At 56.8% G+C, this 19,869-nt stretch carries 20 protein-coding genes; 10 read left to right on the top strand and 10 right to left on the bottom strand.

Going from position 1 to position 19,869, the window contains the following annotated elements; genetic code table 11:
- Positions 1 to 66: 66 nt before the first annotated feature.
- Together AC790_RS01340 and ruvX are read left to right on the top strand one after the other, a co-directional pair.
- The gene (locus AC790_RS01340; RefSeq protein ID WP_007890319.1) at positions 67 to 630 is read left to right on the top strand and encodes a YqgE/AlgH family protein; all 564 of its coding nucleotides are present in this window, start codon (positions 67 to 69) and stop codon (positions 628 to 630) included.
- Positions 630 to 1,046, top strand: coding sequence for a Holliday junction resolvase RuvX (gene ruvX / locus AC790_RS01335; protein ID WP_007890320.1), 417 nt, complete (start codon positions 630 to 632; stop codon positions 1,044 to 1,046). The genes AC790_RS01340 and ruvX overlap by 1 nt, the downstream gene beginning before the upstream one ends.
- A 136-nt stretch (positions 1,047 to 1,182) precedes the next feature.
- On the opposite strand, the gene AC790_RS01330 is transcribed toward ruvX, so the two are convergent.
- Positions 1,183 to 2,175 (bottom strand): type IV pilus twitching motility protein PilT, encoded by a 993-nt coding sequence (locus tag AC790_RS01330; protein WP_049850708.1) that lies wholly within the window; start codon positions 2,173 to 2,175, stop codon positions 1,183 to 1,185.
- A gap of 16 nt (positions 2,176 to 2,191) precedes the next feature.
- On the opposite strand from AC790_RS01330, the gene AC790_RS01325 reads away from it, so the two are divergent.
- Genes AC790_RS01325 through hemW form a run of 4 tightly spaced genes read left to right on the top strand, consistent with a single transcriptional unit; the run spans position 2,192 to position 5,215 of the window.
- The gene (locus AC790_RS01325) at positions 2,192 to 2,899 is read left to right on the top strand and encodes a YggS family pyridoxal phosphate-dependent enzyme (protein ID WP_049850707.1); all 708 of its coding nucleotides are present in this window, start codon (positions 2,192 to 2,194) and stop codon (positions 2,897 to 2,899) included.
- Between the two features lie 12 nt (positions 2,900 to 2,911).
- Positions 2,912 to 3,466, top strand: coding sequence for a YggT family protein (locus AC790_RS01320; protein ID WP_007890323.1), 555 nt, complete (start codon positions 2,912 to 2,914; stop codon positions 3,464 to 3,466).
- Between the two features lie 20 nt (positions 3,467 to 3,486).
- Positions 3,487 to 4,080, top strand: coding sequence for an XTP/dITP diphosphatase (locus tag AC790_RS01315; RefSeq protein ID WP_049850706.1), 594 nt, complete (start codon positions 3,487 to 3,489; stop codon positions 4,078 to 4,080).
- A complete protein-coding gene (hemW, locus tag AC790_RS01310; RefSeq protein ID WP_049850705.1) occupies positions 4,073 to 5,215 on the top strand; it encodes a radical SAM family heme chaperone HemW in 1,143 nt (380 codons plus the stop codon). The genes AC790_RS01315 and hemW overlap by 8 nt, the downstream gene beginning before the upstream one ends.
- A 32-nt stretch (positions 5,216 to 5,247) precedes the next feature.
- Here hemW and AC790_RS01305 read toward each other — a convergent pair whose 3' ends face one another.
- The 3 genes from AC790_RS01305 to trmB all read right to left on the bottom strand — a co-directional run bounded on the left by AC790_RS01305 (position 5,248) and on the right by trmB (position 7,112).
- Positions 5,248 to 5,964: a DUF2884 domain-containing protein gene (locus AC790_RS01305; protein ID WP_049850704.1), complete on the bottom strand. Its 717-nt coding sequence runs from the start codon at positions 5,962 to 5,964 to the stop codon at positions 5,248 to 5,250.
- Between the two features lie 102 nt (positions 5,965 to 6,066).
- A complete protein-coding gene (locus AC790_RS01300; RefSeq protein WP_049850703.1) occupies positions 6,067 to 6,393 on the bottom strand; it encodes a YggL family protein in 327 nt (108 codons plus the stop codon).
- Entirely contained in the window at positions 6,393 to 7,112 is a 720-nt protein-coding gene (trmB, locus tag AC790_RS01295; protein ID WP_007890328.1) for a tRNA (guanosine(46)-N7)-methyltransferase TrmB, read from the bottom strand. Before trmB ends, AC790_RS01300 begins: the two co-directional genes overlap by 1 nt.
- A gap of 154 nt (positions 7,113 to 7,266) precedes the next feature.
- Here trmB and mutY point away from each other — a divergent pair, with 154 nt between their 5' ends.
- From mutY to mltC, 3 genes are read left to right on the top strand one after another with little or no spacing between them, the layout of a single operon-like run.
- The gene (gene mutY / locus AC790_RS01290) at positions 7,267 to 8,352 is read left to right on the top strand and encodes an A/G-specific adenine glycosylase (RefSeq protein ID WP_049850702.1); all 1,086 of its coding nucleotides are present in this window, start codon (positions 7,267 to 7,269) and stop codon (positions 8,350 to 8,352) included.
- Positions 8,352 to 8,624, top strand: coding sequence for an oxidative damage protection protein (locus AC790_RS01285; protein ID WP_007890330.1), 273 nt, complete (start codon positions 8,352 to 8,354; stop codon positions 8,622 to 8,624). Before mutY ends, AC790_RS01285 begins: the two co-directional genes overlap by 1 nt.
- Before the next feature lie 54 nt (positions 8,625 to 8,678).
- Complete coding sequence (gene mltC / locus AC790_RS01280) at positions 8,679 to 9,758, top strand: membrane-bound lytic murein transglycosylase MltC (protein WP_007890331.1); 1,080 nt, start codon at positions 8,679 to 8,681, stop codon at positions 9,756 to 9,758.
- Between the two features lie 134 nt (positions 9,759 to 9,892).
- Here mltC and AC790_RS01275 read toward each other — a convergent pair whose 3' ends face one another.
- A complete protein-coding gene (locus tag AC790_RS01275) occupies positions 9,893 to 12,043 on the bottom strand; it encodes an ornithine decarboxylase (protein ID WP_049850701.1) in 2,151 nt (716 codons plus the stop codon).
- Between the two features lie 479 nt (positions 12,044 to 12,522).
- Here AC790_RS01275 and AC790_RS01270 point away from each other — a divergent pair, with 479 nt between their 5' ends.
- The gene (locus AC790_RS01270) at positions 12,523 to 13,506 is read left to right on the top strand and encodes an MDR family oxidoreductase (RefSeq protein WP_049850700.1); all 984 of its coding nucleotides are present in this window, start codon (positions 12,523 to 12,525) and stop codon (positions 13,504 to 13,506) included.
- Between the two features lie 72 nt (positions 13,507 to 13,578).
- On the opposite strand, the gene AC790_RS01265 is transcribed toward AC790_RS01270, so the two are convergent.
- The 5 genes from AC790_RS01265 to AC790_RS01245 all read right to left on the bottom strand — a co-directional run bounded on the left by AC790_RS01265 (position 13,579) and on the right by AC790_RS01245 (position 19,703).
- Positions 13,579 to 14,358, bottom strand: a complete 780-nt coding sequence (locus tag AC790_RS01265; protein ID WP_049850699.1) for a heme ABC transporter ATP-binding protein — start codon at positions 14,356 to 14,358, stop codon at positions 13,579 to 13,581.
- A complete protein-coding gene (locus AC790_RS01260) occupies positions 14,355 to 15,353 on the bottom strand; it encodes an iron ABC transporter permease (protein WP_049850698.1) in 999 nt (332 codons plus the stop codon). The genes AC790_RS01265 and AC790_RS01260 overlap by 4 nt, the downstream gene beginning before the upstream one ends.
- Before the next feature lie 96 nt (positions 15,354 to 15,449).
- Entirely contained in the window at positions 15,450 to 16,292 is an 843-nt protein-coding gene (locus AC790_RS01255) for a hemin ABC transporter substrate-binding protein (protein ID WP_049850697.1), read from the bottom strand.
- On the bottom strand, positions 16,289 to 17,320 hold the full coding sequence (locus AC790_RS01250; protein WP_049850696.1) for a hemin-degrading factor: 1,032 nt from the start codon (positions 17,318 to 17,320) through the stop codon (positions 16,289 to 16,291). The genes AC790_RS01255 and AC790_RS01250 overlap by 4 nt, the downstream gene beginning before the upstream one ends.
- Positions 17,321 to 17,369: 49 nt before the next feature.
- Positions 17,370 to 19,703: a TonB-dependent receptor domain-containing protein gene (locus AC790_RS01245; RefSeq protein WP_049850695.1), complete on the bottom strand. Its 2,334-nt coding sequence runs from the start codon at positions 19,701 to 19,703 to the stop codon at positions 17,370 to 17,372.
- Positions 19,704 to 19,869: the final 166 nt, after the last annotated feature.

Raw genomic sequence — 19,869 nt, 5'->3', positions numbered from 1 at the left:
GCTCCGTGAACACCCAAAACCGGCGCTGTCGCGGCTGCGCCGGTTATTTTTGATATACGAGTGATAATGAATTTACAGCATCATTTTTTAATTGCGATGCCGTCGCTGCAGGACCCGCTATTCAAACGCTCCGTGGTGTATATCTGCGAGCATAATGAAGATGGCGCCATGGGTTTGATCGTGAATAAACCGATGGAAAACCTGACGGTTGAAGGCATTCTTAAAAAGCTTAAAATTAGCGCATCCGAACGCGATCCAGCCATCAAACTGGATAAGCCAGTGTTTGCCGGTGGTCCGCTGGCGGAGGATCGTGGTTTTATTCTGCACTCGGCGCAGCGCATTTACTCCTCGAGCATTCGTATTTCTGACACCACGGTGATCACCACCTCGCGTGATGTGCTGGAAGCGATAGGTACTGCCTCGCAGCCAGACAATGTGCTGGTGGCGCTGGGTTATTGTGCCTGGGAGAAGGGTCAGCTTGAAGACGAGCTGCTGGAAAATGCCTGGCTTACCTCACCGGCTAATACCAATATTTTGTTCCAGACGCCTATCGCAGAGCGCTGGCGCGAAGCGGCACGCGGCTTAGGCGTGGATATACACAATATCGCCACCGATGCAGGGCACGCCTGATGGCCAATGAAACCTTATTGGGCTTCGATTTTGGCACCAAAAGCATCGGCGTCGCCATTGGACAGCAGCTCACGGGTACCGCTCGTGCGCTGACGGCCTTAAAAGCGCAAGATGGCACGCCAGACTGGAACCTGATCGAAAAACTGCTGAAAGAGTGGCAGCCCGATTATGTAGTGGTCGGTTTGCCGCTGAATATGGATGGCACCGAACAAGAGCTGACGGCGCGCGCGCGTAAGTTTGCCAATCGCTTGCACGGTCGTTTTGGCGTGCGCGTTGAGCTGCAGGACGAACGCCTGAGCACCGTTGAAGCGCGTGCCGACCTGTTTGAACGCGGTGGTTTTCGTGCGCTGCAGAAGGGCCAGGTCGATTCGCAATCGGCAGTGATTATCCTCGAAGATTGGTTCGAGACGCATTAAACCCTTACCAGTTATCTCATCCAGATCTATCACATACCGTAGCGGCGCGATTTATCGCGCGTATAAATGACGGCACCATGCCCATCCATGCATTGCGCAATAAATTGCGCCGCTACGATTTGTACTCAATCCCACATCAAATCATCCCCGCCTGCTGACGCGCCTGCTCGCTCTGGGCAAAGGTTTGCATCCCGGCCTGCGCGCCGGTTTGTAACACGCCTGGCAACTGGTGCATTTTCCCTTCACGAATCAGGTTTGCCACCGCTGGCGTCGCTACCAATACTTCAAATAACCCTACGCGTCCGCCCGCTTTTGCCGGCACTAAGCGCTGCGCCAGCACCGCTTTTAAGCTGCCCGCTAATTGGGTGCGCACCAGGTTCTTCTCCTCGGCGGGAAAGACATCCACCAGCCGATCCACCGCCTGGGTTGCGCCGCGCGTATGCAGCGTCGCCAGCACCAAATGCCCGGTTTCTGCTGCGGTAAGCGCCAGCCGGATGGTTTCGCTATCACGCAGTTCACCAAGCAGAATCACATCGGGATCTTCGCGCAGCGCGGCTTTTAGCCCATGTTGAAACGAGGCGCAGTGCGCGCCCACTTCGCGCTGCTGAATCAACGATCGCTGACTGTGATGAACAAACTCGATTGGATCTTCCAGCGTCAGGATGTGCCGCGCCTGCTGACGATTAAGGCTATCCACCATTGCCGCCAGCGTGGTGGATTTGCCGCTGCCGGTGGCGCCGGTGATCAAAATCAGCCCCTCTTCCAGCTGTAATAGCTGGCTCACCACTTCGGGCAAATGCAGGCTGCTAAGATTAGGCGTGCTGCTGGCAATCAGCCGCAGCGCCAACGATAAACCGTGCCGCTGCATAAACAGGTTGGCACGCAGTCGCACGCCGCTGGTCAGCGTAATGGCAAAATCGACATGGCCATTTTCCTCCAGCTCGGCCTGCTGTGACGCAGTGAGCCACTGCTGCATAAAGCTTTCCAGCCAGCCGCCCTCCAGCGCGCTTTGCTGCGGAATCGGCTCCAGCACGCCTTGTCGGCGCCAGTGCGGCAAATGTCCGCTGCAAAGGTGCAGATCGGCGGCGTTATGCTTTACACTAAGGGCCACAATTTCATCCAACTCCATTTAACTTCTCCTGACTATGACTTCCATTGAGCACAACTTACAGCAAGTGCGTGAGCGCATCGCCGCTGCCGCCGCACGTTGCGGGCGCGCGCCAGAAGAAATTACGCTGCTTGCAGTGAGCAAAACCAAACCTGCGAGCGCGGTCGCAGAAGCCATTGCCGCTGGACAGCAGGCGTTCGGTGAAAATTACGTGCAGGAAGGGGTTGAAAAAGTGGCTGAGCTGGCCGCACATCCTGATTTGCAATGGCACTTTATCGGTCCGCTACAATCCAATAAGAGCCGTCTGGTGGCGGAAAATTTTGCCTGGTGTCACACCGTTGACCGGCAGCGCATCGCGCAGCGCCTGAACGATCAGCGCCCGGCGTCGTTGCCGCCGCTCAACGTGTTAATTCAGGTAAATATCAGTGACGAAAACAGCAAATCTGGCATCATGCTGGAGGCGCTGCCCGAGCTGGCGCAATACATCGCCGCGCTGCCACATTTGCGCCTGCGTGGGCTGATGGCCATTCCAGCGCCGGAATCAGAATACGATCGGCAACTGGCGGTCTGCCAGCAGATGGCCAGCGCGTTTCATGCCTTACAGCAGGATTATCCTGACGTCGATACGCTTTCTCTGGGAATGAGTGACGATATGGACGCGGCAATCGCCGCGGGCAGCACCATGGTGCGGATTGGCACCGCCGTTTTCGGCGCGCGGGATTATGCGCGACCTACACAACAATAATTGAGGAACCTCATGTTAACACTGACGTTTTTAGTCAAAACGCTGATCGATTTGTACGTGATGGTGCTGCTGCTGCGCATCTGGATGCAGTGGTCGCGCTGTGACTTCTACAACCCGCTGGCGCAGTTTGTCGTGAAGATCACTCAGCCGATTATCAAGCCGCTGCGCCGTATCATCCCCGCGATTGGCCCAATTGATACCGCTTCGCTGCTGCTGGCGTTTGTGCTCACCACGCTGAAATATCCGATACTGCTGCTGATTCAGGTCGGCGTATTCTCGATTGATCCGACCAATCTGCTGGTTGGCCTGCTGTCGCTGGTGAAGTCCGCCGGTTATCTGGTGTTCTGGGTAATCATCATCCGCTCACTGATGAGCTGGATCAGCCAGGGCCGCGGTCCGATGGATCAGGTGTTGTTGCAGCTGACTGAACCGCTGATGTCACCGATTCGCCGTATTCTGCCCGCGATGGGCGGCATCGATTTCTCTGCCATGATTGTCATTCTGGTGCTGTACGCGCTGAATTTCCTCGGCATGGACCTGTTCCCAGGTCTCTGGTATTTGCTGTAATTCGCTAATCTGGAACTGTTATGCAAAAAGTTGTTCTCGCTACCGGTAATCCGGGCAAAGTTCGTGAACTGGCCGATCTGTTAGCGGCCTTCGGACTCGATATCGTGGCGCAAACCGAACTCGGCGTGGAGTCAGCGGAAGAAACCGGCCTGACCTTTATCGAAAACGCCATTCTCAAAGCGCGCCATGCGGCTGACATTACCGGCTTACCGGCGATTGCTGATGATTCGGGCCTGGCGGTGGACGCATTGGGCGGCGCGCCGGGCATTTACTCCGCGCGCTATGCTGGCGTTGACGCCAGCGACCAGCAGAATCTGGAGAAGCTGCTGGTGGCGCTGGAAAATGTGCCGGAGGGCAAACGCCAGGCACAATTCCACTGCGTGCTGGTGTATGTGCGTCATGCCGCCGATCCCACGCCGCTGGTGTTTCACGGCAGCTGGGCCGGTGAAATCACCCGCTCAGCCGCTGGCGAAGGCGGTTTTGGTTACGATCCCATCTTCTACGTACCTGAATTAGGTAAAACGGCGGCAGAGCTGAGTAAAGACGAAAAGCGCGCCGTCTCTCACCGTGGTAAAGCATTGACGCTGCTGCTGGAAGCGATGCGCAATGCCTGAGTTACCTCCGTTAAGCCTGTACATCCATATTCCGTGGTGTGTGCAGAAGTGCCCGTACTGTGATTTCAACTCTCACGCGTTAAAAGGCGAGGTGCCGCACATCGAGTATGTGCAGCACCTGCTGAACGATCTCGAGCAAGATTTGCCGCTCACCGCGGGGCGCGAAGTGCGCACCATCTTTATCGGCGGCGGTACCCCAAGCCTGCTGAGCAGCAATGCGATGCAGATGCTGATGGATGGCGTGCGAGCGCGTTTGCCGCTGGCTGCCGATGCGGAAATCACCATGGAAGCCAATCCGGGCACGGTGGAAGCCGATCGCTTCAGTGGATATCAGCGCGCGGGGATTAACCGTATTTCGATTGGCGTGCAGAGTTTTAGCCCACAGAAGCTGGAGCGTCTGGGCCGCATTCACGGGCCGGAAGAAGCGGTACGCGCGGCGCAGCTGGCTGAAGGCTTAGGTTTGCGCAGCTTTAACCTCGATCTGATGCACGGCTTGCCGGATCAGTCGCTGGAAGAAGCGCTGGATGATTTGCGTCAGGCGATTGCTCTTAACCCGCCGCATCTGTCGTGGTATCAGCTGACGATCGAACCGAATACCTTATTTGGCTCGCGTCCACCGAAACTGCCGGATGATGACGCGCTGTGGGATATCTTTGAACAAGGTCATCAACTGCTGAGCGCCGCAGGTTATCAGCAATATGAAACCTCGGCCTACGCCAAGCCCGGTTATCGCTGCGAACACAACCTTAACTACTGGCGCTTTGGTGATTATCTGGGCATTGGCTGCGGCGCACACGGCAAGCTGACGCAGCCGGATGGCCGCATCGTGCGCACCGTAAAAACGCGCCATCCACGTGGCTTTATGAAAGGTCATTATCTTGATAAGCAGCACGAAGTGGGCGAAAACGATAAGCCATTCGAGTTCTTTATGAACCGCTTCCGCCTGCTGGAGGCCGCTCCGCGCGCGGATTTCCGTCGCTATACCGGTATGGATGAGCAGATCATTCGCCCGCAAATTGATGCCGCGATAACCGCGGGATACGTGGTGGAAAGCGCTGAACACTGGCAGATTACTGAGAAAGGGAAGCTGTTCCTGAACTCGCTGCTGGAGCTGTTCTTAAGCGAAGATGAGTAAACAGAAGGCCGGGAAACCGGCCTTCTGCTTTGTTAGCCTTTAACGCCCTGCATCAACCCTTTGCGCTGCTCTTCCAGCACGGTGACGCGGTTACACACTTCGTGGCCGAAATTCTGGAAATCCTGCTCCTGCTTGTTCCATTCCGCCTGCACTGACTGCTGTAAGCCGCCAAGGTTGCCCATAATGGCCTGCAGCGGATTGCTGCCGCTCGCGGCCTGGCTGCTGCCCATTTCGTTGAGGCTATCCTGCATGATGCCGCCCAATGTGCTCTGCACCAGCTTCTCGCCTTCAGCGCGCACCTGATCGATGGCCTGATGATGGAAGGTTAATCCATCCGGGCGATGCTCAATAATCCGGTTCATTTGCTGCTTGAGCTGGCCGTCCAGCTTGGTCAGACGATTACGCACATTGCTGTTAGCGCCGAGCTTTTCGACGATCACTTTATCCAGCGCCACGCGGCTGCGTTCAAGACGCGAATTCGCACCGCTATCGATCCATGGCAAGTCGCGACGCAGCGCGGTTTGATAATCGATGGCTTTCTGGCGCGCGGCGTTATCCACGTTGACCTTCTGGCCATTAAACTGCACATCGCCCTGCGGAGTGATTTCGAGGTTGCCGTTGCTGCCCACCACCTGCACGCTCTGCGGTTTAATGATCACATCATCCTGTGGCTTGACGCTGCACTCGTATGCAGCCTGAGCCTGAGTTGCCGCCAGCAGCAGCGCGGCGATAAGTGCCTTACGAACCATGAAATCTCCTGAGCAATAAAAAGGTCGCCATAAATGGCGACCCTACGAAATGCATTGTAGGGTGGCCATTTATGGCCACCAACACGCATCAACCATTAAAGATTAGTCCCACCAAACGTCGAAGAGTTCAGTTACTTGAATATCAGAAAGGTTATGCTGCTCGAGCCACTTACGCACCAGCTCGCGGTGCTCATCGGTGCACTTGCCGGTTTCCTGCAGGCAAACCAGACCTTCCCACACCAGATAGCCGCTGCCATCGTAGGCCAAACCATTCGGCGCGATCACTTCGTTAATGAACTGATCAACAGTCGCATCAATTTGCTGCTCGGTGGTGCCTTCGGCAAAACGCCAGGCCACGGAGAAACCTAATTCCTGAAACTCATCAATATGCAGTTTTTTACGCAAACGACGGCTACGCTGTACGGCCATTATTTCACCCTCTCAAACATCAGATCCCATACGCCATGGCCTAGTCGCTGCCCGCGCTGCTCAAACTTGGTTAACGGACGCGTTTCGGGACGCGGCACGTAATCATTACTCTCCGACTGATTTTTATATCCGTCGATGCTGCTCATCACTTCTAACATGTGTTCGGCGTAGGCTTCCCAGTCGGTTGCCATGTGGAACACGCCGCCCAGCTTCAACTTGCGCATCACCAGTTCAGCAAACGGCACCTGTACGATGCGACGTTTGTTATGGCGCGCTTTGTGCCACGGATCCGGGAAGAACAGCTGCACCATACGCAGCGAGTTGTCCGGAATCATCTTCTGCAGTACTTCCACCGCGTCGTGACACATCACGCGCAGGTTCTCTACGCCCGCTTCCTTCGCCGACGCCAGACAAGCGCCGACGCCCGGTGCATGAACTTCCAGGCCGAGGAAGTTCTGGTGCGGATTGTTCTGCGCCATGGTCACCAGCGAGGCGCCCATACCAAAACCAATTTCCAGCACGACCGGCGCGTCACGGCCAAACAGCGTCACCAGATCCAGCGGTTCCGGCTGGAACTCAACGCCCATCTCCGGCCATAAATTATCGAGCGCGAGCTGTTGTCCTTTCGTTAAGCGCCCCTGGCGGCGCACAAAACTGCGGATACGGCGTAATGGCCGCCCGTTCTCATCAAATTCAGGGGTGATGACGTCATTAATCATGTTGAAGCCTGCTGGTTAGCCTGTTCTGGGAAACGGGCATTATGCAAAGTTAGAAAGCAGAAGCAAGCCTTTGCAATGTTCCGGTTTACACCCTGATGTCTCTGTGCTGGAATTCCTGCCTGATTGTAGAGTAAACACGGAAAATTTCCTTCTTATGATGCAAGCGCCGATGTTCGCGCAACAAGTGCTGGATTGGTATCAGCGCTTCGGTCGCAAAACCCTGCCGTGGCAGCAGGAGAAGACGCCATACAAAGTGTGGCTCTCTGAAGTGATGCTGCAGCAAACGCAAGTTGCTACCGTCATTCCCTATTTTGAACGCTTTATGGCGCGCTTCCCCACCGTGGCCGATCTAGCCGCCGCGCCGCTGGATGAAGTGCTGCATCTGTGGACCGGCCTCGGTTATTACGCGCGTGCGCGCAATCTGCATAAAGCGGCTAAGCAGGTGGTTGAGCAACACGGCGGCGAATTTCCGCGTAACTTTGATGATGTGGCAGCATTGCCAGGGATTGGTCGATCGACGGCGGGCGCGGTGCTATCGCTGTCGCTGGGTCTGCATTTCCCGATTCTGGATGGCAACGTTAAACGCGTGCTGGCGCGCTGCTACGCGGTCGGCGGCTGGCCGGGCAAAAAAGACGTTGAGAAACGTTTGTGGCAGATCAGCGAAGAGGTCACGCCAGCCGCAGGCGTTAGCCAGTTTAATCAGGCGATGATGGACCTTGGCGCGTTAGTATGTACTCGCTCACGTCCTAAGTGTGAAATCTGCCCACTCAACAGCGGCTGCGTCGCTTATGCCAACAGCAGCTGGGCTGACTATCCCGGCAAGAAACCGAAGCAGACTTTGCCGGAACGTAGCGGCTGGATGCTGATGATGCAGGATGGCGATGATGTGTGGTTAGAGCAGCGTCCGCCAGTAGGTTTATGGGGCGGACTGTTCTGCTTCCCACAGTTTACTAGTGAGCAAGCGCTGACTGACTGGCTAAGCGAACGGGGCATTCACGCCCAACCGCAGCAGCTCACGGCGTTTCGTCATACCTTTAGCCATTTCCATTTAGACATTGTGCCTATGTGGCTAGCGTGGCCTTCCTCCGGGTCGCTGATGGATGAAGCGGGCGGTCTCTGGTATAACTTAGCGCAACCACCGTCAGTGGGTTTGGCGGCGCCGGTTGAGCGCTTATTGCATGAATTGCGCCATCCCCAGCAACTGTCACTGCATAAGCATGTGACCGAAGAGGAAGAGTAATGAGCCGCACCATTTTTTGTACTTATCTGCAACGCGATGCTGAAGGCCAGGACTTTCAGCTCTACCCTGGCGAACTGGGTAAGCGCATCTTCAATGAGATCTCCAAAGAAGCCTGGCAACAGTGGATGTCCAAGCAGACCATGCTGATCAATGAGAAGAAATTGAGCATGATGAACCCGGAAGATCGCAAAGTGCTGGAAAAGGAGATGATTAATTTCCTGTTTGAAGGCAAAGATGTGCACATTGAAGGTTACACCCCGCCAGAAAAATAACCGTTCAGGGCTTCCCTTTGAGGCCCTCTTTTTCGAGTCAGGCACGTATTTACAATGAACAAAAAACTGATAGCCCTGCTGGTGATAGCACCCCTTTTGGTTTCCTGCTCCGGACAAAAAAAATCGCCGTTTCATGAAGAGTGGGTCAAGGACACCAACGGATTTGATATTTTGATGGGTCAGTTCGCCCATAACATTGAAAATATTTGGGGAATCAATGAGGTTCTGATCGCTGGACCGAAAGATTACGTCAAATATAGCGACGGATATTACACCCGCAGTCACATCAACTTTGACAGCGGTAGCATCACTATTGAGACCATTTCCGGCACCGATCCGATGGCCAGCCTGCGCCAGGCGATCATCACTACGCTGTTGATTGGCGAAGATCCGGGTAATGTCGATCTCTACTCTGATGCCAACGATATTCAGATCAGTAAAGAGCCGCTGCTCTACGGCCAGGTGCTGGACAATACCGGCCAGCCGATTCGCTGGCAGGGCCGCGCCGGCAGCTTTGCTGATTATCTGATTCAGAACAAACTGCAGAAACGCACCTCCGGATTGCACGTCATCTGGTCGGTGACCATTCCGATGGTGCCGAACCACCTCGATAAGCGTGCCCACAAATATCTGCCGATGGTGCGTAAAGCCGCTGAGCAATATAACGTGGATGCGTCACTGATTCTGGCGATTATGCAGATTGAATCGAGCTTCAACCCCTATGCGGTGAGCCATGCCGATGCGCTGGGACTGATGCAGGTCGTGCAGCATACCGCCGGTGTTGATGTGTTCCGTATGAAGGGCAAAGGCGGCAAGCCGAGCCGTAGCTATCTGCTTGATCCTGAGAATAATATTGATGCGGGCACCGCGTATTTGTCGCTGCTGCAGAGAAGCTATTTGGGTGGCATTCAGGATCCGGTTTCGCGGCGTTATGCGGTGATTACGGCCTATAACGGCGGTGCTGGCAGCGTACTGCGCGTGTTCTCCAGCGATAAAGATCGTGCGTTCTCGTCGATTAACGGTATGTCGCCAGCGGAGGTGTATCAGACGCTGACCACCAACCACCCTTCGGCAGAATCACGTCGTTATTTGTATAAGGTGAGCCAGGCGCAGCGCAGCTATCGTCGGTTCTAGGACGGTGCGGCTTGGCCCTCATCCCAACCTTCTCCCGCTCGCGGGAGAAGGAGCCGATCCAGCACATGCTTAACAATGCTCACCACCTAAACATTCCCTCTCCCGCGTGCGGGAGAGGGTTAGGGTGAGGGAAATCAGCTCACCATCATATTCGCCACCAGATGCTTACGCCCGCTCTCATCTTCCTCGGTGTAAACCCCTTGCAGCTCAGGCGAGAAGCCCGGCAGTAGATTGATGCCCTCTTCCAGCGCGAGGAAATAGCGCTGCACCGCGCCGCCCCACACTTCGCCCGGCACCACACACAATACGCCCGGCGGATACGGCAACGCGCCCTCGGCCGCGATGCGCCCTTCGGCTTTGGCAATCGCTACCAGCTCCACTTCTCCACGAATATAGGCCTGATGCGCATCCTGCGGATTGACGTGCACCGGTGGGAAGCAGGCAGCGCGGAACATCGCTTTCTGCAAATCCTTCACCTCGAAGCTGACATACAAATCGTGCATTTCCTGGCACAAACGACGCAGCGTGTAGCCTTTATAGCGCTCGATATTCTTGCGATAAACGCTCGGCAGCACTTCCGCTAACAGCGCATCCTCTTTCACGTGCTGCTCAAACTGTTCCAGCATCGCCACCAGATGCGCCATTTTCTCCGGCGTTTCCGCTGGCGTCAGCAGGAACAGAATCGAATTAAGATCGCACTTCTCCGGCACGATGCCGTTTTCGCGCAGATAGTTGGCGAGAATCGTCGCCGGAATACCGAAGCGGGTGTATTCACCGCTGGCAGCATCAATGCCCGGCGTAGTCAGCAGCAGCTTGCAGGGATCGACCAGATACTGTTGCTGGGCATAACCTTCAAAGCCGTGCCATTTCGCCCCGGGTTCAAGGCTAAAGTAGGCGGGATCGGCGGCAATGGCTTCCGTTTCGGCCGATTGCCACAGCTTACCGTGCACTTTTTCCGGCAGGAACGGTTGGATCATTTCACAGCGTTCCAGAATCGCTTTGCGCGCATCGATACCGATGGTGACGCAGTCGTGCCACATGCTACGTCCGGCCTCACCTTGGTGCATACGCGCGTTGATATCCAGCGCGGCAAACAGCGGATAGAACGGGCTGGTCGAGGCGTGCAGCATAAAGGCGTTGTTCAGGCGTTTATGCGGACAGAAACGCTTTTGCCCACGGATGTGATTGTCTTTCTTATGAATTTGCGAGGTCTGCGAGAAACCGGCCAGCTGTTTGTGCACCGACTGCGTAACAAAAATACCGGGATCGTTCTCGTTCAGCTCCAGCGTCAGCGGCGAGCAGCCAGCCATCAGCGGGATAAACTGCTCATAACCCACCCACGCCGAATCAAACAGGATGTAATCACACAGATGACCGATGCGATCGACCACCTGACGCGCGTTATATACCGTGCCGTCGTAGGTGCCGAGCTGAATGATCGCCAGGCGGAAAGGACGCTGATCCTTCGCGCGGTGTGGCGCGACTTTCTCAATCTGCTCACGCAGATAGGCATCGTCAAAGCAGTGCGCATCAATGCCGCCGATAAAGCCAAACGGATTACGCGCCGCTTCCAGATACACCGGCGTCGCGCCCGCCTGAATCAGCGCACCGTGGTGATTGGATTTATGGTTATTGCGGTCAAACAGCACCAGATCGCCGCGCGTGAGCAGCGCATTGGTCACCACTTTATTGGCGCTGGAGGTGCCGTTAAGCACGAAGTAGGTTTTGTCGGCGTTAAACACTTTGGCGGCAAACTTCTGTGCATCTTTGGCTGAACCTTCATGGATCAGCAGATCGCCAAGCTTAACGTCGGCGTTGCACATATCGGAACGGAAGACGTTCTCGCCGTAAAACTCATAGAACTGACGTCCTGCCGGATGTTTACGGAAGAACGCGCCGCCCTGATGTCCCGGACAGGCAAACGTGCTGTTCTGCATATCGACATAGCGCGTTAGCGTGTCGAAGAACGGCGGCAGTAACTCGGATTCGTACGCCTGCGCAGCGTCCTCCAGCGCGGCCCACTCTTCAGGCGCGCCATTGATTTCCCCGCTCACGCCCGGCAACTTCAGCACCTCTTCATCGAACGCATGAGCGACAAACACCGGCAGATTGAAGCCGGTTTGGCGCAACAGTGTCAAAACGCCGCTACGGGTGTCCGACAGGGAGATAACCACCGCTGCCACATCGGTAAAATCAGTATTGTCCAGCGTCACCACGTCGCGCGCGGTGTTCAGGCTGAGGTTTGGCGCTACAGCAACGCTGGCAGCAATTTTCAATGGGTTCATAACACAAATCCCTGAGAGAGGATGAGTGGGTGCCGATGGCACAGCAATGAGGAGGTTTCCTCGGCGAAAGTCATAAGGGAGTTGATCACTGACTGGGGCGCAATCATGTCATCTTTTTTTTGCAGGAACAACCGCGCCCTCACCCTAACCCTCTCCCGCAAGCGGGCGAGGGAACCGATCCAGCAGATTTCGAATTTGGTACTCAATATTTAGCCACCGCACGGACGGCCCCCTCGCCCGTTTACGGGAGAGGGAACCGATCCAGCAGATTTCGAATTTGGTACTCAATATTTAGCTACCGCACGGACGGCCCCCTCGCCCGTTTACGGGAGAGGGAACCGATCCAGCAGATTTCGAATTTGGTACTCAATATTTAGCTACCGCACGGACGGCCCCCTCGCCCGTTTACGGGAGAGGGCTGGGGTGAGGGAAAAAAAGGAGTACTATTACCCTACTTTCCTCAACCAGCCGGAGGCTGCATGTTCAAGGCATTGGTCATTGAAAATGATGAACAGGGCTATCGCACCACCCTGCAAGATCTGTCAGAAAAACAACTGCCCGATCAGGATGTCACCCTCGAAGTAAGCTACTCCACACTCAACTACAAAGACGCCCTCGCCATCTGCAACAAAGGCCCGATTGTGCGCCAATTCCCGATGGTGCCGGGCATCGATTTTGTCGGTCGTGTCATCAATAGCCGTCATGCCGAATGGCAGCAGGACGATGTCGCACTGCTCACCGGCTGGGGCGTAGGTGAAAAACATTGGGGCGGACTGGCGCAGAAAGCCAGCGTCTCGGGCGACTGGCTGGTGAAAGTGCCCTCTGCGCTAAGCCCGCTGCAAACCATGGCGATTGGCACTGCAGGCTTTACCGCCATGCTGTGCGTGCTGGCGCTGGAAAAACAGGGCATCACGCCACAGCACGGTCCGGTGTTAGTTACCGGCGCGAGCGGCGGCGTGGGCAGCTTTGCCGTCAGCCTGCTGGCACGCCTCGGCTTCGAAGTGGTGGCCTCCAGCGGGCGCGCCAGCGACAGCGACTACCTGCGCAACACGCTTGGCGCCGCGTCGATTATCGATCGCGCAGAGCTGAGCGAGCCCGGCAAACCGCTGGCCAAAGAGCGTTGGGCCGCAGCGATTGATAGCGTCGGCAGCCACACGCTGGCCAATGTATTAGCGGGCATCAAGCGCGATGGCGTGGTAGCTACCTGCGGCATGGCGCAAGGGTTGGATCTGCCAACCAGCGTCGCGCCGTTCATTCTGCGCGGCGTGGTGCTGGCCGGTGTGGATAGCGTGATGTGCGCGAAACCGCTGCGTCAGCAGGCATGGCAACGTCTGGCGGAGCTGGTGGATGGCGAGCTGCTGCAGCAGTTAACCAAAGTGATTCCGCTGGCGGAAGCGCGTGAAGGTGCCGAGCAGCTGCTGGCGGGGAAAGTGCGTGGACGCTTGATCGTCGATTGCCGCTAATCGCACCATTACGTAGCGGCGCAATTTATTGCGCATCTTTTACAGAGCGCGATAAATCGCGCCGCTACGGTGTCAGGCGCGCAGTTGAATCTGTGGCCTGCCCTTTTCATCCTTTATCACCACGTCCAGCTCCGCCTGATACCAGCGCGTTAGCGTGCGCTCGGTCATCACCTCCTGCGGTGCACCTTCCGCCACCAGCTTGCCCTGATGCAGCAGCAACACACGATCCGACCACAGCGACGCGAGATTCAGATCGTGCAGCACGGTGCAGACGCTGAAGCGCCCGTTGCGCGTTAAGCGGTGCAGTAAACGCAAACTGTGCTGCTGCCAGAACAGATCGAGTGCCGACGTCGGTTCGTCGAGAAACAGCCAGCCGCGCGGCCCATCGTCGTGCCACAGCTGCGCCAGCACGCGCGCCAGCTGCACGCGCTGCTGCTCCCCGCCGGAGAGCGAGCGATAATCGCGCCTGGCCAGTTCAAGGCTGCCGGTGATGTGCATCACCTCTTCGATAACCGCTTTTGATTGACTGCTCGGCCAGGGCGCACGTCCCATCGCCACCACCTCGGCGGCCGGTAACGGAAAGGTGACGCTGTTTTGCTGACGCATCACCGCGCGGCGCTGTGCCAGCGGCTCACGCGGCCAGTCGTTTAAAGGGCGATCGCCGAGCCAGCATTCGCCGGCTTGCGGCGTAAGAAAGCCGGTTAGCAGACGCAGCAGGGTAGATTTTCCGGCGCCGTTCGGACCAATCAGCGCGACCATTTCACCCGGCTGTAAGCTAAGCGAAACGTCATCGATTAATGCGCGCGAGCCGTGGCTAAAACGCAGGCCGCGCGCCTGCAGGCAATCACTCATTCATCCCCCTTGGGCTCACGCAGAATCAGCCAGAGAAACCACGGGCCGCCGATCAGGCTGGTTAACAACCCCACTGGCATCTCCGCCGGCACCACCACCGTGCGCGCCAGCGTATCCGCCAGCAGCAGCAAAATTGCGCCCGCCAGCGCCGAGCCCGGCAGCATCCAGCGATGATCGCTGCCGAGGCAGAAACGCATCAGATGCGGTACCACTAAGCCGACAAAGCCAATAATGCCGCTCACCGCCACGGCGGTGCCAACCAACAAGGCGCTCAGCACCAGCAGCTGACGCTGGGTACGCTTTACGTCGATGCCCATGTAATGTGCGTCTTCCTCGCCGAGCTGCAGCAAGTTGAGGCGACGCGCGCGCAGCTGAATGGCGATCAGCGCAGGCAGAATCAGCAGCGCGCACACGGTCAGGCTTGGCCATTGCGCCGCACTCAAACTGCCCATGCCCCACAGCGCCAGCTGACGCAGCTGTTGATCGTTACTCAGCCATGACAGCACGCCGACCGCCGCGCCGCACAAAGCATTAATCGCAATGCCAACCAGCAGCAAGCGTGACAAATTGCCCAGCGCCAGGCGGCTGAAGCTGAAGATCAGCAAGGTGACGACCAGGCTGCCGCCAAAGGCAGCGAGGGTCGGCAACCATAACGCCAGCAGCGGCGGTAAGCTCAGCGGAATCACAATCGAAATCGCCACCGCCAATCCGGCACCGCTGCTAATACCGAGCAAACCGGGATCGGCCAGCGGGTTACGAAACAATCCCTGCATCACCGCGCCGGAGACCGCCAACGCCATGCCGAGCAGCACCGCCAGCAGCACGCGCGGCAGGCGGATGTTGATCCAGATTTGCCACGCCATATCGCTCAGCGGGGCGCGCCACAAGGTGCGCATCGAAAGCGGCATCGCACCGAAGTTGGCGGCCATCAGCATGCATATCACCATGCTGATGCCCATCACACACAGCCAGCGCAGCATGGATGCATTCGTCATGTTTTTTCCCCTAAATAATTCAAGATGCAGGAAGGCAGCAAGTGTTCGAATCTCCAGGAGCTTACAAAAGTAAGTGACTGGGGTGAGAACACGCAGCTAACGCGCCTGCGGCTTGAAGTATGACGGGGAAGCTGCTTCGGCGGCGTGACGCAGCTTGATGAGAACGCCTGGCGTATCGAGGCCAAAGCTCAGCAGCGCCATCTCATCCACCACTAGCAAGGCGCGATGCTGGCCGGCTGGCGTCAGCGCCAATCCTGGCAACGACCACACTTTATCTTCGCCACCCAGCGTGCGCAGGCCATCTTCGCCCACCACAATCAAATCCGGTGCCGCCGCGACCACGCCTTCCTGCGACAGCTGCTGATAGTGCGGCACCGCCGCCATGGCGTTGATCAGCCCGGCGCTGCGAATGGCACCGTCCGCGCCGGTTTGCGCGCCAGCCGCCTGGGTGCGCATGCCGCCATGCGCCATGATGAACAGCACTTTAATCGGCAACGGTTTTTGTGGGATCTGCGCGCGCTGCTTGTTCACTTTTTCGATCAGCGCGTTGGCGGCATCTTCACGATGCAGCGCCTTGCCGATAGTGGCGATTTTTTCCGCGATAGCATCGAGGCTGTTTTTGCCGGTGACATCCACCACCTTCACGCCAGCTTGTGCCACCTGCTGCAGCACCAGCGACGGTTTGGCCAGCTCGCTGCTCAGCACCAGCGTCGGCTTCAGCGCCAGAATCCCTTCGGCGTTCAGCTGCCGCATATAACCCACATCCGGCAGTTTGTTGGCCTGCGCCGGATGCTGGCTGGTGCTGTCGCGCGCCACCAAATCCTGCTGCGCATCCAGCGCATAAATGATTTGCGTGACGTCGCCGCCAATGGAAATGACGCGCTCCGCCGCGAAGGTTGGCAGCGCCAGCGCGCTGAGCAGCAACAAAAGTTGTCTCATGCTGACGCTCCTGCCGCTGTCAGTGAGGTCACCTGTTCGCGCCAGCGTGCCTGCTCCGGCGTGCCTTCACTGCGCTGGCCGTACAGCTGGGCGATCTGCGTGCCGTCGGCGGCAAACAGCTCGAGGCTGGTGACGAAGCCGTCGCCGCTCGGTTTGCGCGTCACCCAGCTTTCACTGATGCGGTCTGCCATCAAATGCAGCGTGAAGGTGGGATTGAAGATGTTGATCCAGTTATCCATCGGCATCAGCTTGTGCACCGCGCCGGTGAAGATCTGCGTGCAGCCGCGGTTACCGATGAAAATCATGATTTCATTGCCATCCTGCTGCGCCAGATTCAGCAGCTGCGCCAGTGAATCATTACTCACCTGACGTGCCAGATCGTCTGCCACCGCGCGAAACGCCTGCGGGCGCGCAAGGTTATGGCGCTTGAGCAGACCAAAGAACTGATGCACATCCGTCATCGCGCGCCATTCCGCTTCCACTTTGCTGGCGTCAATTGCACTGCTGTATTGCGGCGGGCTGGCAGGCTGTGGATCTAACGCCGCTGCACTCTCCACCACAAACTCGGCAAGCAGCGCATCCCAGGCGGCGACATCGGTGTTGTCGGTGGCGTAAATTTTCAGTACTGCATCAGCGTGGCGATCAAAAATCTGGATGCTTTGGCGTTCGCCGTGCGCGGTCTGCTCACGCAGAAAGAACGCGCTGTGCCACTGATTGGGAAACAGGCGCTGATCGAGCGCGCGCGGATTAAGAATCAGCCCGGCATGCTCGCCGAGGTGCAGGTTTTCATATTTGCCGACCTGCTCGTGTACCGCATACTCATTGCGCGTGATGCTTTTGGTTTCACCGACGGCGGCCAGTGCTGCCAGCAGCGCGGGGAAATCGGCTTTTAACGCCCTGGCATCCTGACCAACGCGCGCTTCGCACAGCTGTGCTTCGCCAATGCCCATCAGCGCGGCGAGATCGCGCGCGTACTTTTTCGGATGTTCGCCTTTCAGTGCCAGATAGTGATCGTAACGTGGGTTCATTGCGCTTGCTCCATGAAAAGGCCCTGCGCTGCCGCAGGGCGAAAAGAGGTTAGAAATCGACGTTAACACCTAACTGGAAGGTGCGGCCTGGCATCACCGCCAGATTAATGTCGTTGCGTTCCTGGTCATTGCTGCTGGTCAGCGTGCGGCTGCTGGTGTAATCCCAGTATTTGCGGTCGGTAATGTTGTAGATGCCGCCGCTCAGCTTGACGTTATTCGTCGCCTGCCAGTAAGCCGTCGCATCAACCATGCCATAACCCGGAACACGCATATATTCCGTGGTGGAATCGGTGATCGGCGTGCCAGCATTGGTATAGCTTTCGCGGTTGGTGGCCGTCGCCTGCTTACCTTTCACGAAGGTGGCGGTCAGCGCTGCGCCGTAGCCGCGCGCTTTGTCATCCCACGCCAGGCCGACAATCGCCTTCAGCGGTGCGACGCTATCGAGATCGATGTATTTGTCACCGGAGTAGCTGGACTTGGATTTCCCTTCGTTATAACCCAGCGCGAAGGTGCTGCTCAGGCCATCCACCTGCGAGAACCAAGTGCCGTAATTCACTTTGGTGGAGATCTCAGCACCATAAATGTAGGCCTTATCGCGGTTTTCAGCCTGATAGCTGGTGTAGATGTTGCTCGGTACGTTGACGAACCTCTCCGGATTGGTGGCACGACGATAGCGGGTATAAGCGATAAAGTTTTTATACTGGTTGTAGAACACCGACGTGTTAACCGTTACGCCTTCGGTGGCCTGACCTTTCAGGCCCCACTCGAAGTTGTTGCTGGTTTCGGTTTTCAGATCGGTATTACCAATCAGCGCATACTGCGCGCTACCGGCATAGCTCGAACCCAGGTTCCATGAACCGTACAGCTGGCTGGTGGTAGGGAACTGCACGCCGCGTTTGTATTGCAGATAGGTGGTCAGCGCGGGCGTCAAATCGTACTGGAAGGTCAGCGATGGCAGCACCTGAGTATCAGAGTTGGTTTTGCCGTACAGCGCATCAACCTGCTCTTCGGTCAACACCGCGCTGCCATTGGTAAGATCGCCCAGATCCTTCGGCTTAGTGCTCTGATACATCACGCGTACGCCGGGAATGATCGCGAAGTTGTGGCTATCAAGATCGAAGTTGATCTTATCCTGCAGATAACCGGCTACGGCAAACGTGCGGCTGTCTGACTGCGGTTGGGTAATGGCGCTGAAGGTGCTCGGCGTCGGCGCCTGACGGAACGGGCGCTCGCTGTTATCCAGACGCGTGTTAATCCCGGCGCTCAGCTCATGGCGCCCCAGCGTTTTGGTGCCGCGCGTGTCGAAACCGTAGGTATCAACGTTGAAATCAGAATAAACAAAGCCGTACTGGCTGGCGCTGGTCGGCAGCCAGGTATTGTCATGCGCCTGGGTTTGCTGCCAGTACAGGCGCGTAGTCAGCGTGTCGATGAAATCGTTGTACGGCGTCCACTCATCCGCCAGATTGATGCCCCAGCGACGCGTATCACTTTGCTGCTGCGCGGTGCCCCACACGGTGTTGCCGCTGGTGTCCCAGGTATCGTAGTGGCTGTGATTGGTTTTGTGATAGTAATCGAAGGTGGCACTCAGCTTGTGCTGATCGTTCGGCTGCCAGATGCCCGACGTCATAAAGGCATCGGAGTGCCAGTTGGCCGGATAAGCCTCTTTGACGCCGCTGTTGTTCTCGGTTTCCTGACCATCACGACGGCTGTAAACAAACAGGCCGCGCAGCTCATCATCGCCTGCGGCAGCGGTGATACCGTTGTGCCAGCTTCGGTTCGATGAGTCGTAACCGCTCTGATAGCCAAAGTAGGTATTTTTATCGCTGCTGAGGTAATCATCGGCGGTTTTGTTGTGGAACGAGACGTTACCGCCGATCGACGTATTCGGCTGATCCACCGCAGTAGCGCCCTTCTCAATGTCGACGCTGCCGAACATATAAGGGTCGATGTAATCGCGGCCGATACCAAAGGTATTATTGCCGGTGCGGCTGACGTAAGGACGTCCGGTGGCATCTGGAATCGGAATGCCGTCGATATCCATGCCGACGCGGTTACTCTCCAGGCCACGAATGTTGTAACCGGTGTAACCCGCGCGGTCGAAGCCACTTTTACCGGCAGATGAACCACCGCTGGAGCCGGTCGCGCTGATCAGCGGTTCATACCGCATGATCGAACCGAAATCATTGGCGCCACGTTTTTGCAGCTCTTGCGCGGTGATGGTGGTTTTATTGCCGGCCTGCTGCTTCGGCGCGGTGACGGTGAGTACCGGCTCATTGCTGGCGTTATCGCTGGCGGCAACGCTGCAAGCGGCATGAATAGCCGAAGATAAGATGGCAACTTTGAAAAGACGCTGCTGGTTTAATCCCTGAAAGAGTGAAGACATGCGCGAAATACCTGGTTAATTGTTAGTATTCGCTCACTTGCTTGCTATTAGAAAGTACGGACTTTGAAGCAAAGACCGTAAAAAGTTGCGGACTTATTTTATGTAATAAATGATTGCGACAGAAATGTAATGCAAGTAGTAATCATTATCAATAGCATTTACATTA

It is taken from the genome of Pantoea sp. RIT-PI-b (genome assembly GCF_001187905.1).
GTDB classification, from domain to species: Bacteria; Pseudomonadota; Gammaproteobacteria; order Enterobacterales; family Enterobacteriaceae; genus Pantoea; species Pantoea nemavictus.
This window is presented reverse-complemented; position numbering and strand designations above follow the sequence as displayed.